The organism is Saccharibacillus deserti, assembly GCF_013618475.1.
Taxonomy (GTDB): Bacteria; Bacillota; Bacilli; order Paenibacillales; family Paenibacillaceae; genus Saccharibacillus; species Saccharibacillus deserti.
Genome location: NZ_JABJVN010000002.1, coordinates 57,913 through 71,677, shown reverse-complemented (window position 1 = coordinate 71,677; position 13,765 = coordinate 57,913). Strand labels below are relative to the sequence as shown.

The 13,765-nt window shown below is 55.4% G+C and carries 14 protein-coding genes; 8 read left to right on the top strand and 6 right to left on the bottom strand.

Annotation, left to right across the window (positions count from 1 at the left end; all coding sequences use genetic code 11):
* Positions 1-29: 29 nt before the first annotated feature.
* The 4 genes from HOP44_RS06415 to HOP44_RS06400 form a co-directional block, all read right to left on the bottom strand.
* Positions 30-1,517, bottom strand: a complete 1,488-nt coding sequence (locus HOP44_RS06415; RefSeq protein WP_172251733.1) for a DHA2 family efflux MFS transporter permease subunit — start codon at positions 1,515-1,517, stop codon at positions 30-32.
* A 147-nt stretch (positions 1,518-1,664) separates the two neighbouring features.
* The gene (nikC, locus tag HOP44_RS06410) at positions 1,665-2,528 is read right to left on the bottom strand and encodes a nickel transporter permease (RefSeq protein ID WP_246281417.1); all 864 of its coding nucleotides are present in this window, start codon (positions 2,526-2,528) and stop codon (positions 1,665-1,667) included.
* A 55-nt stretch (positions 2,529-2,583) separates the two neighbouring features.
* On the bottom strand, positions 2,584-3,588 hold the full coding sequence (locus HOP44_RS06405) for an ABC transporter permease (protein WP_172251731.1): 1,005 nt from the start codon (positions 3,586-3,588) through the stop codon (positions 2,584-2,586).
* Between the two features lie 116 nt (positions 3,589-3,704).
* Positions 3,705-5,378, bottom strand: a complete 1,674-nt coding sequence (locus HOP44_RS06400) for an ABC transporter substrate-binding protein (protein WP_172251729.1) — start codon at positions 5,376-5,378, stop codon at positions 3,705-3,707.
* A 534-nt stretch (positions 5,379-5,912) separates the two neighbouring features.
* Between HOP44_RS06400 and HOP44_RS06395 the strand changes: the two genes are divergently transcribed.
* The gene (locus HOP44_RS06395) at positions 5,913-6,170 is read left to right on the top strand and encodes a hypothetical protein (RefSeq protein ID WP_172251727.1); all 258 of its coding nucleotides are present in this window, start codon (positions 5,913-5,915) and stop codon (positions 6,168-6,170) included.
* 131 nt (positions 6,171-6,301) lie between these two features.
* Positions 6,302-6,538 (top strand): hypothetical protein, encoded by a 237-nt coding sequence (locus HOP44_RS06390; RefSeq protein WP_172251725.1) that lies wholly within the window; start codon positions 6,302-6,304, stop codon positions 6,536-6,538.
* A 29-nt stretch (positions 6,539-6,567) separates the two neighbouring features.
* Here the strand turns inward: HOP44_RS06390 and HOP44_RS06385 are convergent, their stop codons facing one another.
* Complete coding sequence (locus tag HOP44_RS06385) at positions 6,568-7,737, bottom strand: NAD(P)/FAD-dependent oxidoreductase (RefSeq protein WP_172251723.1); 1,170 nt, start codon at positions 7,735-7,737, stop codon at positions 6,568-6,570.
* A gap of 127 nt (positions 7,738-7,864) precedes the next feature.
* Between HOP44_RS06385 and HOP44_RS06380 the strand changes: the two genes are divergently transcribed.
* Positions 7,865-8,080, top strand: a complete 216-nt coding sequence (locus tag HOP44_RS06380) for a hypothetical protein (protein WP_172251721.1) — start codon at positions 7,865-7,867, stop codon at positions 8,078-8,080.
* A gap of 101 nt (positions 8,081-8,181) precedes the next feature.
* Here HOP44_RS06380 and HOP44_RS06375 read toward each other — a convergent pair whose 3' ends face one another.
* Positions 8,182-8,640 (bottom strand): hypothetical protein, encoded by a 459-nt coding sequence (locus HOP44_RS06375; protein WP_172251719.1) that lies wholly within the window; start codon positions 8,638-8,640, stop codon positions 8,182-8,184.
* Between the two features lie 137 nt (positions 8,641-8,777).
* Here HOP44_RS06375 and HOP44_RS06370 point away from each other — a divergent pair, with 137 nt between their 5' ends.
* From HOP44_RS06370 to dndC, 5 genes are all read left to right on the top strand, one after another.
* On the top strand, positions 8,778-8,954 hold the full coding sequence (locus HOP44_RS06370) for a hypothetical protein (RefSeq protein WP_172251717.1): 177 nt from the start codon (positions 8,778-8,780) through the stop codon (positions 8,952-8,954).
* Positions 8,955-9,071: 117 nt separating this feature from the next.
* On the top strand, positions 9,072-10,298 hold the full coding sequence (locus HOP44_RS06365; protein ID WP_172251715.1) for an FAD-dependent monooxygenase: 1,227 nt from the start codon (positions 9,072-9,074) through the stop codon (positions 10,296-10,298).
* Positions 10,299-10,308: 10 nt separating this feature from the next.
* Complete coding sequence (locus HOP44_RS06360) at positions 10,309-10,665, top strand: hypothetical protein (RefSeq protein WP_172251713.1); 357 nt, start codon at positions 10,309-10,311, stop codon at positions 10,663-10,665.
* 513 nt (positions 10,666-11,178) lie between these two features.
* Positions 11,179-12,276 carry a DNA sulfur modification protein DndB gene (gene dndB, locus HOP44_RS06355; RefSeq protein ID WP_172251711.1) on the top strand — a complete coding sequence of 366 codons (1,098 nt, stop codon included), beginning with the start codon at positions 11,179-11,181 and terminating at the stop codon, positions 12,274-12,276.
* A complete protein-coding gene (gene dndC / locus HOP44_RS06350; protein ID WP_172251709.1) occupies positions 12,269-13,759 on the top strand; it encodes a DNA phosphorothioation system sulfurtransferase DndC in 1,491 nt (496 codons plus the stop codon). The genes dndB and dndC overlap by 8 nt, the downstream gene beginning before the upstream one ends.
* The last annotated feature ends 6 nt before the right edge of the window (positions 13,760-13,765 follow it).

Genomic DNA, 13,765 nt, shown 5'->3' with positions numbered 1-13,765 from the left:
ACGCGATGCGGCAAAAGAAAGCGGCCGTCTTACTCCGGACTGCCGGCCGCGCCCTGCCCGCGGCCTCTGCGGCCTTCAAGGCGCAGCGACACCGCGAGACCGGCCGCGGCGCAGGCCGTCAAAATGCCGAATACGGCGGTGATCCCGATCCGGGTATTCTCGGGAACGGGAAGGGCGCTCAGATCCGTCACCGGCGTCGCGACGGCGACCAGCACGGCTCCGCTCGCCGCTCCGCTGAACGAACGGATCATGATCGTCATCGGCGAGGCATGGCGAATCTGCTCGGCGGGAATACCGGACATCGCATAAGCCGTAATCGGCGACATAACGAAGCCGACGCCAACCATGAACAAAGCAAATAACGACGTCAGCAGCCAAGGCGGTGCATCCAGCCGAATCGAGCACGTCAGCAGCAGCAGCGCGGCCGCAATCGCCCCAAAAGCCAGCCGAGTCAGCAGAGCGGCGCCGAAGCGGTCGTACAGCCGGCCCGATACCACACCGGACAAGCCGAACAGCAGCGCTCCCGGCAGCAGCATCAGCCCCGAGTCTCGCGGCGTCAGACCCACTACGTTCTGGGCATACAGCGGCAGGAACAGCTCGGTTCCGATCATGACGAAGAACAGGATCGCCCCGATCCAGGAAGCGAGCCGAAACGAACGACTGCGCATCAGGCCGAAGTCCAGCAGCGGCTCGGCGAGCCGGCTCTGGCGCCGCACGAACAAGGTCACCCCGGTCGCTCCCGCGGCAATCGCCGGCAGCGCATACCCGGCAGTCCCCGAACCCCCGAACGAACCCAATCCGTACAGCAAACTCGAGAAGCCGACGGACGAGTACAGCAGCGACAGCAGATCAAGCTTGGCCGAACTTCGTTCGCCCACGTTTTTCAGCGTCAGATACGCCAGCAGCAGATTCGCCGCGGCGATCGGCAGCACACCGTAGAACAGGATCCGCCAGGACCGGTCTTCCAGCGCGAAGCCGGACAGCACCGGACCGAGCGCGGGCGCAAGGCCCATAACCAACCCCACGATTCCCATCGCCGCCCCCATTTTTTCTTTGGGAAATACGCGCAGGATCGTGGTCTGGAACAGCGGCATCAGCAGACCTGCGCCGACCCCCTGAATCAGCCGTCCCGCAAGCAGCGGCGCATACCCGGACGACACGGCCGCCAGCAGCGTTCCCGCGATGAAAGCTCCGCCCGAAGCGAAAAACAGTGCCCGCGTCGAGAATCGTCCGACGAGAAATCCGGCCGCCGGCACGACGATGCTGGTTACCAGCAGATACACGGTGATGAGCCACTGCCCCCGATCGGCGCGAATGCCGAGATCAAACATCATCTGCGGCAGCGCCGTATTGAGCATGGTCTGCATCAGCTGCGCCAGAAAATTGGCCACGATCAACGACGCGACAATCCATCCCGGCCGCGCGAACCTCGTTTTCCTGTTCCTTTTTGTCCCCTCTTCCTCTGCAAACCGCTCGCCTTCTCCGTTATCCCCTGCCGTTTGTGCCGTAATGGTCATGGAACCGCCTCCTTCTCCCGAAATTCAAAATAGTAAATCTACCGAAGCATATCATAGACTTCATATATCTACAATATATTTTATAAATCAAAAAAAGAAACCGTCCGGAGCTTCAAGCTTCGCTCCGAACGGTTTCTCCTGCCCTCGTTATCTTCCTTTCATTTTCGGATCGAACGTATCCCGCAGTCCGTCGCCCATCAAGTTGAATCCGAGCGAGGTGAGCAGGATGCACAATCCCGGAAAAATAACGGTCCACGGCGCAGTCTGGATAAACTGGCGCGAGTCGGACAGCATCTTGCCCCATTCCGGGTCCGGCGGCTGGGCGCCGAGACCGAGGAAGCCGAGTCCCGCCGCTTCGATGATCGCGGTGGCGACGCCGAGCGTTCCCTGCACGATGATCGGCGTCAGGCTGTTCGGCAGAATATGCTTGAACAATATCCGCCCGTCGTTCGCGCCAAGCGCCCGGGCCGCCGTGATAAACTCTTCCTGCCTCAGCGAGAGTACCCTGGAGCGGACAAGCCGCCCGTAAGTCGGCACGTTGACGATCGCGATCGCGTACAGCGCATTTTGCAGCGAAGGACCGAGAATGGCCACGATTGCGATCGCGAGCAGAATGCCCGGGAACGCAAGCAGGATATCGAACACGCGCGAGATGAGCATATCCACCCATTTGCCGTAGAAGCCGGCGATGATGCCGAGCAGCGTCCCGATTACGATCGAACCGGCAACCGACAGCAGCCCGACCAGCAGCGAGATACGCGCTCCGTAGATCACGCGGCTGAAAATGTCACGTCCAAGATCGTCGGTCCCGAACCAGTGGTCGCCGGACGGCGGTTTGAGCCGGTCCGTCAGCACCTGCGCCTTATAGTCGTACGGCATGATCAGCGGAGCGACCAGGGCCAGCAGGGCGAAGAACAAGACGAGGCACAGACCGACAACCGCCGTTTTGTTGCGCCCGAAAGACCGGATCGCTTCCCGCCAGGGGCCGGGCTGCGCTTTGCGCTCCATCATGTCGGAGGACGGCCGAATCTCGGCTTTCAGAAATGCGTCGCTCATGGTAATCCCCCTATTTGTACTGGATCCGCGGATCGAACACGACGTACAGCAGATCCACCAGCAGATTGATCAAGACGAAGATCACGGCGACAATCAGAATACCGGACTGGATCACCGGATAATCCCGATTGCTGATCGCCTCAAAAATATAGCGCCCCACGCCCGGCCAGGCGAAGATGGTCTCGGTCAGTACGGCTCCGCCAAGCAGCGCGCCGGTCTGGATCCCGATCACCGTCAGCACCGGGATAAACGAATTCTTCAAAGCGTGCCGGTACACGACCGCGAACTGCGACAGTCCTTTGGCCCGCGCCGTACGCACGTAATCGAGCTGCATCACTTCGAGCATGCTCGAGCGGGTCATCCGCGCGATAACCGCCATCGGAATCGTGCCCAGCGCGATCGCCGGCAGCACCAGATGTTTGCAGACCGTCCAGAGCTGGGCAAACTGCCCCTGAATGATCGCGTCGAACACATAGAAACCGGTGACCGCTTCCATCGGATCGCGCGCGTTCATGCGTCCGCTGGAAGGCAGCCAGTGCAGCTCGTTGGCGAAGATCCACTGCTCCATCAGCCCCAGCCAGAAGACCGGCATCGATACGCCGAGCAGCGCGATCAGCATACAGATGTAATCGAACCACGAATTGTGCCGCCAGGCGCTGATAATCCCCGCATTGACGCCGAAGAATACCGCGAACAGCATACTGGCCATCGTCAGTTCGAACGTTGCCGCAAGATACGGCACGATCTCTTCCGAGATCGGCGCGCGCGTGCGGATCGAATTGCCCAGATCGCCGGTCAGCAGTTCGCCCAGATAACTGAAATACTGCTGCAGCCACGGTTTGTCCAACCCGAGCTGGTCGCGCAGGGCCTGCTTGGACTGCTCGGTCGCTTTCTCCCCGAGAATGGTATCCGCCGGGTCGCCCGGGATGGCGTGAATGATCGAGAAGACGATAATCGTCATGCCGAGCAGTACCGGAATCAGCACCGCCAGCCGTTTGAAAATGTAAGTAGTCATTGTGCATCACCCGCCGTAGGTTTGATAGAAGTCGAATGAGATCGGTCTCGGAAGCCCCAGCAGAGACGAAGACCGGGCACGATCCGCCCCGGTCTCCGTTATGGTTCAGGCCCTGCTTACTGCCGAATCGAAATTTCCGCGTACGGCTCCGAGCCTGTCGGCGACGGAACATACCCTTCCACTTTCTTCGAAGCGGCCAAAAGCGGCGTGGAGTGGACGAGCGGTACCCAAGGCGCGTCGTCGTGCACGATGACCTGCGCTTCTTCGTACAGCTTCGTGCGCTCTGCCTGGTCGGTCTCCTGCTGCGCTTTCACCAGCACTTCGTGCAGCGGATCGCTTGCGTATTGGCTGTAGTTGTTGCCGCCAATGGAATCTTTGTCGAGCAGCGGGTAGAAGAAGTTGTCCGGGTCGCCGTTGTCGCCCGTCCAGCCGATGATAAACAGATCGTCTTTCTCGCCTTTGCTCAGGTCGTCGAGGTAAGTCGCCCATTCCGGCGATTCGATATTGACCGTTACCCCGATCTCCGCGAAGCTGGCTTGAATGACTTCGGCGACTTTGCGGCCGTCCGGCATATAAGGACGGGATACCGGCATCGCGTAGAAGGTCAGCGGCTGCTCGATGCCGTTCGCGTAGCCGGCATCGGCCAGCAGCTTCTTGGCTTGTGCCAGATCGTACGGGTAATCTTCGATGGTGTCGTTATAGCCCCAGAGGGACGGCGGAATCGGGTTCTTGGCCGGTTCGGCTTGTCCCGCGAAGAACGCGTCCACGATCCCCTGCTTGTCCACCGCGTGGCTGAGCGCGATCCGGACTTTCGGATCGTCGAACGGCTTCTTCGTGACGTTGAAGCCCAGATACGCCACGTTGAACGGAGGACGGTTGAACTTCTGCAGGTCCGGGTTGCTTTCCAGCGTCGCCAGGTCGTCCGGGCTGAGATCTTCCATCATGTCGATCTCGCCGTTCTGCAGAGCGTTGAAGCGGGCCGTGTTGTCCGGGATCGAACGCACGATAACCGAATCGACCTTCGGCAGACCTTCCTGCCAGTATTCCGGGTTCTTCTCAAGCGTAATGGAATCGCTTCTCTTCCACTCCTTGAAGACGAACGGGCCGGTTCCGACCGGGTTCGCTTTGAAATCGGCACCCGATTTCTCGATGGCGGCCGGGCTTGCGATCGAGAATGGAGGCATCGCCAGATTCTGCAGGAAAGGAGCCTGCGGCTGGTTCAGTACGAATACGACCGTCGAAGGGTCCGAAGCCGTTACGCTCTTGATGACGCGGGCTTCTTCCGGTCCGAACATGGAATCGTAGTAGTCGAACGAATCGCCTTCGAACTTGAACTTGCTCTCCGTATCGTTCCAGCGGGTGAAGTTGAACACCACCGCGTCGGCATTGAAGTCGGTACCGTCATGGAACTTGACGCCTTCACGCAGTTTGAACGTGTACGTCAGGCCGTCGTCCGAGATTTCCCAGCTCTCCGCGAGAGCCGGTTCCACTTCGGTCGTGCCTGCTTTATAGGCGAGCAGCGGATCGAATACCTGCTGCGCGATCTTCAGCGATTCGCCGTCGGTCACGATCGCCGGGTCCAGCGCGGCCGAATCGCCGCCGCGTCCCACGATCAGCGTACCGCCGCTGCCTCCGGCAGCAGGATCCGCAGCCGGTTCGGTCGAAGCCGCTTCGCCCGGTTTCGTAGAAGCCTCAGGTTCGGAAGTTCCGCTTCCGCCCCCTCCGCATGCTGCAAGAATCAATGCCAGCGACAACATTAGAGTAAACAGCCAACCCATTCTTTTTCTCATCAACCGTACGCTCCCCTCAAGATCGCTTTAATGCCCGTGCACGCAGCCCGCCAAGCCCGACATTTTGTAATTATTATGTATAGGGGATGGTCTTTTCGGTAAGGGCTTCGTATCGAGTGAATTTAACTTACATGAACAGCGGTCGATTCGCAATATTTTTTTCGTTTTCTCTTTTTTTATGTAAAGTTTAATCACTCAATAGGTTACAAATTAAAGATTTTTCCCTTCATATAGAGTGTTGATAGAGTGTAAAATCGAAACGTTTAGAAAATCTTATAAATTTTTTTATCGACCTCTGTTCAATTGAAAGCGTAAAACATTCTTTGATAAACGGAGATGTTCACGCACGGCCCGATCTCCAAATTTTGCAATTTCCACAAACAGGATATCTGACCTAATACCACTTCCCGGCTGCCGAATTCCGCCTTTTTCGTTTGGGACTTCCCAACTCCCCCGCTTCCGTGAACGTTCAACCCATAGCTCCCAAGCCGTCCAACGAAAAAGGAGGTCTGCCTTCTGCGTCTCCCGCATCGCTTGATCGTTTTGGCCGTTCTGCTGCCGGGCGCTTGTGCCCTCTATCTGTTTGTCGCTTCTCTCGATATCCGGCTGTACGGTTCACAGTGGCTGCCCGGTTTCCTGTTGGCCCTGATCGGCGCGGCCTTCGGCCTGCGCTTCCTGTTCCCGCACCGCAAACAGTCTTTTGTATTCCGGATCGCGACATTTTTTTCTCTGGGCATCCTGGCGCTGTATGGGCTGTGGCTGACTCCGATCGCTTATTTGTTTGGCACCTAGGCCCATTCGCTGCGCCTTAGGTGTCAACGAAACAACGATCTCAACGCCAACAAGACCGGAGCACGCTTCGCAGGAAGCCGGACTCCGGTCTGTTTTCTTTTATGGACTCATTCGAACAGGAGGATCTTACGATGAAAAAAAGCAAACCGGCTGCATTAGACAATCAACAGCGTCGGCATCTGGAGGCAAGCGGCCCCTATATCGTTTATCTCGACTCGTGGAGCAGCGGTTCGGATTCTTCTGTTATTGCGACGCAAGTCTCTACCATCTACTATGCCGAAAACGGTGAATTCCACAGTCTGGCCGACGATTCGACGTTCGATCTCTGCACCGGCGTCTCCAATGAATGTCTGAAGCTGACGAAGTAAGAGACTGCCTGCTTATCTTCTTCCGCCTGTTATCTTTCGCCCAGCGCTTGCTCCACCGCATAATCGTCCAGCGGCAGATCCGGCTCCAGACCCAGCGCAAGCTTCGCAAGCTGCCGGCCGAGAAACGGGCCCATCGTCAGTCCCGACGCGCCGAGGCCGTTGGCCGTAATCAGTCCTTCCCAGCCGGGAACCCGTCCGATCACGGGCAGAAAGCCCGGCGTAAACGGCCGAAATCCCACCCGCACCTCGCCAGGCTCGCCGCCAGCCAGCCCCGGAGCAAGCTCCAGCCCTTTGTTCAGCACTTCGTGTACGCCGCCCGCCGTGACGCGGATATCGCCCAGTTCCACTTCGTTCTCGTGCGTGGCGCCCACGACCATCCGGCCGTCTTCGAACGCCAGCAGATATTGATCCGTCGGAGGAATGACCACCGGCCACTGCCCGCTATCCGGCCGATCCGGCATCCGCATATGCAGAATCTGCCCTTTCTGATACGTCACGCGGAAATCCAGCCCCAGCGGCCGCAGCAGTTCGCCCGCCCAGGCACCCGCGCAGACGATTACCTCGTCCGCTTCCAGCCGCTCGCCGCCGACGGTAACGCCGGCGGCGCGCCTTGGCTGATCACCGTCTGCAGTTGCCGCCGCTTCGGTCTGCGCCGGATGCAGCACCGCTTCGCCTTCGCGCACCGTTACGCCGCCGCGCTGCGCCGCCGACACCAGCGCATCCCGCAGGGCGCGCCCGTCTACCCGGGCCGCTCCGCTTACGCGGACCGCCTGGCAGTCCCCGTTCAGCAGCGGGAACTCGCCTTGTACCTGTTCGCTGCCCAGCACCTCGATCTCTCCGATCTCCGGCGCGTCTTCGCGCCGCTTCACTGCCCGTTCGCGCATCTGCCCGATCTTGGCGGGATCGGAATGCAGACTGAGCGCGCCGACGCGGGCATATCCGGTCTCGGTCTCGCCCAGCCGGTGCAGTTCTTCCGTCAATTCGGCGTAATAACGCGCTCCGCCCCGGGCGAGCCGGTACCAGGCCTGATTGCGCCGCTGCGACAGCCACGGACAGATAATGCCGGCTGCCGCGTCGGTCGCCCGGCCGGGATGCCGGGCGTCGACCAGAGTCACCTGTACGTCCGCACCCAGGCGCGACAAATGATAAGCCGCCGAAGCTCCGAGAATCCCGGAGCCGACAACAATAATTTTTTTCATGGGATATGATTCCTTTCCGTATCCGTAAATCCGGGTTGTTCGGACCTTCTCCATTCTACCACCCGGAGCCCTAGGATACCGAGAACGGACCCAAAACGTTTCGCTTCGGCGGCGGTCGGGCTTCTTTTTGCGGATATCATCGACCCTCCCTCCCGAAGAACTGTCCGACCCTCTCTCGCTCAAGCTCGTCGACAGCGACCTGCTGACGGATGTGCAATACGAACGGGCCGGTATCCAAGACGAAGAGACCGTTCCGCTGCACGTATCCGGAGAGATGACGCTGCTGTTCGAGACGCTCGAACTGTTCACGACGTATGCGGAAGACGAGGAAGAGTTCGAGTAAAGGGACGGGCAGGCTCGAATGCACATCGTCTTATACAAAAGATAAAGCGTCTGCTCCGGTTGGTTGGGGCAGACGCTTTTTGGTGTGAAGAAGATCGACTCTCAGTCCCGCACTCTCACCTTCAACGCATATAAGGCCGAGCCTTCCATCCATTTTCCATTGATGCCGTATACATATTCGCCCGGCTGATCCGGGAGGTCAAAGCTTCCTTCCGCCGATTCGATCTCCTTGAATTGGGAGGAACCGGTCATCAGCCGCACCCTGATCTCGTCAGGAGCTTCCGGGGCAAAAGACAAAGAGATCTTGGAGCCAGCGGGTACGGGCACCGCTTCTTCGTCCGCCATCGCTTCCCACGGTCCGCCGTACGTCATCTCTCCGCCCCAGTTATACGTGGAGAGTTCGGTGGGCACATCGACCTCCGAACCGCTTCCGCCGCCTGCGACTGCGCTTAATTCCGGCGGTTCGCGCAGAGGCTCCGGCACGGAGCAGGCGCTCAGGGACAAGGCCGCAAGCAGCAGCGCAGACCCTCTGATTTTCTTGAAAATTCGGATCTTATTCACTCCTTCATGACCGGGATCTATCGATTCGTCCGGCTTACCGGTTCTTGTCTAGACGATGGAAGAAAAGGATTTGTAGCCAAAGCAGGGAATTTAGGGGATAAGAAAGAATTTCCGCACTTTATCCAAGGAGTATAAAAATGAAAAAGAAGCGTATGCGGGACATGCACGAAGTGACCCTGCTGGATGCCAAACACAACCCTTATTATCTGTACGTTAAAATAGGCCCCCGCCGCTCGCTGACTTCGATCGAAGACAGCACCTCTTACATACGGGGCAGGGACTATCAATTCGGCTGTAAGCGGCGCCTATTCTAAGCTTCGTTTCACCAACCCGGCTGCGGGTAAGATGTCTCTAGCTGCCTCTCTATCTGGCACCCTTTATTCCCGATCCTTTGATCCGTACGCCAGTCCCACATCGAGAGGAGAACGACCATGTCCACACGAACAGCGCTCATTTCCGGAGGAAGCATTGCCGGCCTCGGCGCAGCATACTGGTTGAGCCAAGCCGGCTGGGCCGTAACCGTGCTCGAACGCGCCGAAGCTTTCCGGGATGGCGGACAAAATATCGACGTACGCGGCCTGGGCCGTGAAGTATTAGCCAAAATGGGACTCGAAGACCAAGTGCGCGCCCAAACGACGACCGAAGAAGGCACCGCGTTCGTCGACGACAAAGGGCGCACCGTCGGGGCTTTCCCGGTCCGGGGGACGGACGGTCTGACCGCCGAACTGGAGATCCTGCGCGGAGACCTGGCCCGCCTCATTCTGGAGGCGCTCCCGCCTGAAGTCTCGATCCGCTTCGGAGACTGGATCGAGCACGTACACAACCATGAGGAGAGCGTCGAGATTGATCTGCATTCCGGCCAAAAAGAAATCTACGACCTGCTCATCATCGCCGAAGGCGTACGGTCGAGAACGCGGGACAGCGTGTTCGCAGGCGGCGTCTCCCGGCGCGAACTGGGTCTGAACATCGCTTACGGCACGATCGAGCGCACCGCCGAAGACGACCGCTGGTGGCGCTGGTACACGGCTCCGGACCGGCGCCAGGTCTCGCTGCGCCCGGACAATCAGGGCACGATCCGCGCTACGCTTGCTTTTACGAGCAAAGACCGGAACTTCGCTTCCCTGCCGAACGATCAGGCCCGCGCCGAACTGCGACGCGTCTTCGAAGGCGCCGGCTGGCAGACGCAGCGCGTCGTCGACGGCTTCGCTACTTCACGGGACGTCTACTTCGACTACTTGACGCAAATCATGATGACCCGTTGGTCTACAGGCCGGACGTGCGTCATGGGTGACGCCGCCTGGTGCGTCACGCCGATCGGAGGCGGCGGTTCGTCGCTTGCGCTGATCGGCGGATACGTACTGGCTTCGTTCCTCTCGCAGGCTCCGCCGCAGGAATCCGGTACTCGGCAATCCGGCGATCTGCAGCCTTATCTCGAACAGTATGAACAGTGGATGCGCCCGCTGATCGACAAAGCCCAGCAGCTGCCTCCCGGAGTGCCCAACCTGGTCTATCCCAAAACCAGAATCGGAGTCGGCACCATCCGCACCCTGATCCGGATCGCCAGCCTAGGCCCCGTCCGCAAAGTCGCTTCCCGCTTCAATCCGATTGCCAAGAAGCAGCAGGAGCTGCCGGAGATTCGGTTGGTGCAGCGGACTTGAGGTAAGGGGGTTGGAGTTCTTTTATGAAAAAAGTAAAAAATCAGCGGCTGTATTTATTGTTGGCCTGCTGCTGTATGGGGTTATCGAATTTGCCATTTTTATCACAGGCCATGTCGGTTCGTTCAACAGCATCAGACGGATAATCGCCAATGCTCCCTCAATCGAATGGCGCAGCGCCACCCTTGCTTACGTCGATACCGAGAATCTTCAGTCCATTGACTTGGAACCCCTCAGCCATGAAACCCATGCGGATCTTATCGTGTACAAACTTGCTGCCGCTCCCGATAATCCGCCTTACATCTATGTTCAGAAGAACGATGAAAGTTACTTTAAATACCGGATTCCCAAAGCAGCCTGGTCGATGTGATTTTTTAAATAAAAAAGCTCGCCTCTCTTTGTGAAGGGGCAAGCTTTTTTTGTATCTGATTCGGTTTTATATAAATTTAGGCCCGCCGTTCAAAATGTACATGCAGCCGATATTCGCAACCATGCCGCGCAGCCAGGCTTCATATCTCTTATATATTTGCATGTCTTGTTCTTTCAGCACTCTTCTACATTTTCGTAGTCAAAAGATATAAATTGGAATAAAAGACGTTTTTGCGTAAGCGTATACAATTCTCCCTCGAAAATATGATTATGACTTTACCAGTATACAATTCACTTTCCCTTTGTATATAAAATAGCGAAATCGATATACTCGGTTCTATATATGGAAGATTACAAATGCCGGAAAACTAGCTGATGTATACGAAATAGCGTTTATGTTAAATCAAATTCAGTAAAATGTACACGAAAAATTGTCACTGTTCTCTTGATGACTCAATACTATTGGAGTAGAATACACGTACAAAGAACGTAATTACGTACGTAATAAAGGAGAATGCTGATGAACTTCAGTTATACTTTCCCTGCACTCCGAGGCATCCAGGCGGGTAGAGAATTCTATACCGTCATGTGCCCGTTACGCCTCATCCCTAGAATCTTTCTATTTGATGAAGAAGAGATTCCGGCTGAGCATCGCGCACAACGTCTGATGAACAAATCGCGGGTTCCCGACATCACAAACTATATTTTAGAAAATCCGAAAGACTACATATTCTCCTCTTTAACCGCATCGGTGGACGGAGATATGAAGTTCAAGGAAGCTTCCAAAGACCTTAAAGACGTCGGTTATCTAAACATTTCTCTCGATTCCAAATTTCTGATCAACGACGGCCAACACCGTAGAGCTGCTATCGAAGAAGCCCTGAAGATCTCTCCCGACCTTGGCGATGAGACAATCTCAGTGGTCTTTTTTCATGATTTGGGGCTAACTCGTTCTCAGCAGATGTTTTCCGATCTCAATAGACACGCGGTGAACACTACGTCTTCGATCGGCATTTTGTACGACCACCGCGATCAGCTTTCCCTGATTACGAAGAGCTTAATTTCGGAGCTTCCTTTACTGGAGCGCTATACGGATCGCGAAAAAGTATCTTTGTCCAAAAACTCGCCTAAGCTGTTCGCGCTGAACCACATATTCAACACAACGTCCCGTCTCATCAATAAGCGCAAAGGCGATCTGATCTCGGAACAAGAAAAAGAATTTGTTACGACGTTCTGGAAGCTGTTATGCACCTCAATCCCAGAGTGGCAAGACGTTTTAGAAAAGAAAATTTCACCGAGAGAGCTGCGTATTCATTCCATTGTAGGGCATGGCATCTTCCTGGAGTCTCTTGGGAACGTCGGCTACTACCTTTACCTTAATCATCCCGATGAATGGGAAACGTATATTCATCGCTTGAACGATATCGATTGGAATCGGGAGAACAAGACCGATTGGCAAGGTCGCGCTTATAGCAATACGGGCCGCATCAATAAGAACGGTGAAACGATTCAACTAACGGCAAACTTAATTAAGTCCAAAATAGGACTCCCGCTCACCGAACAAGAACAGAAAATTGAAAATAGATTCAAGGAGGCTTCTCAAAATGGTTGATTTCGGACTTAACATATTTAATACAGGCACCAAATTTACGGAAGCCAAAGAACTTGTAAAAGAAGTTTATCTGATGGACGAACGCCCTTGGGTAGTCGGATTCAGCGGTGGCAAGGACTCGACTGCCGTCGTTCAACTAGTCTTCCAAGCGCTGCAAGAATTAGAGTCATCCCAACTGCATAAAAAAGTCTACGTGATCTCTTCGGACACTCAAGTGGAGACTCCACTTATTATTGACAAGATTACTCGTACGTTAGGGCGTATTCAGGAAAAAGCACTCGAACTCGGCCTGCCTTTTGAAACGCAAAAAGTTCGTCCAAAAGTCGATCAAACTTTCTGGTCTTCGATCATCGGCAAAGGTTACCCGACTCCGCGTCAAAAGTTCAGATGGTGTACGGATCGCTTGAAAATCGAGCCTGCCAACCGTTTTATTTTGGATAAAGTCGATCAATTTGGTGAAGTCATCATGTTGCTGGGCGTTCGCGATTCGGAAAGCGCGACTCGTGCCGCCGTTATGCAATCGCACACGATCGAAGGCAAAAAGCTTATGCGTCACTCCACATTGAGAAATGCTTTTGTTTTTGCGCCGATCCGTACTTTCCATGTCGATGACGTATGGGAATTCTTGCTTCAGTATGAATCTCCTTGGGGCGACGACAACAATGAGCTGCTTGAACTTTACCAAAGTTCGAACAGCGAATGCCCTTTGATTGTAGACAAAGAAGTGAAAGAAAGCGCCGGCTCTTGCGGGAACAGCCGCTTCGGCTGCTGGACGTGCACCGTAGTCAGTGAAGACAAAGCGCTCAGCGGTTTTATTAATAACGGCGTAGATTGGCTGCGTCCTCTTTATGATTTCAGAGCTTTCCTTGTTCAAATTCGCGAAGATAAGTCCAAGAGACAGAAACAACGGATGAACGGTGAAGTCTACTTGCTTCCTTTTAATGATGAGCTGAGCGGACAAGAAGTCGTACTCAAAGAAAACTTGAAAGCTTATTTGGAAGAGAACAGCATCAATCTGGCGACTGTCGAAGAGTTGGATATTCTCATCCAAGATGGAGACGAACTTAAACGCTTGGGTGTAGGTCCATTTACGATCAAGGCTCGCGAAGAGATCCTCAGAGAGCTGCTGCGTACGCAAAAATTGATTCGTGAATTGCATGATCCGTCAATGGAGTTAATCACTGTAGAAGAACTGAAAGAAATCCGCAAATACTGGCACGCCGATCTGCAATGGGAAGATAGCCTGCCTAGAATCGTAGAAGAAGAAACCGGCGAAGTTTACGATTGGGATCACAATGACCGCCCGGTGTTCAAAGATGATCAATTGACCGATCTGGAGACTCTTTGCCAAGAAGAAGGCGTAAACCTTAGCGTTCTCAAAAAGCTGATTTCGGTAGAAAAAGATTTCTCCGGAGTCAAAGTCAGACGGGGACTGTTCCAAGCGTTCGACAAAACTTTGAAGCAAGACTTCTTGCATCTATAAAAGGTG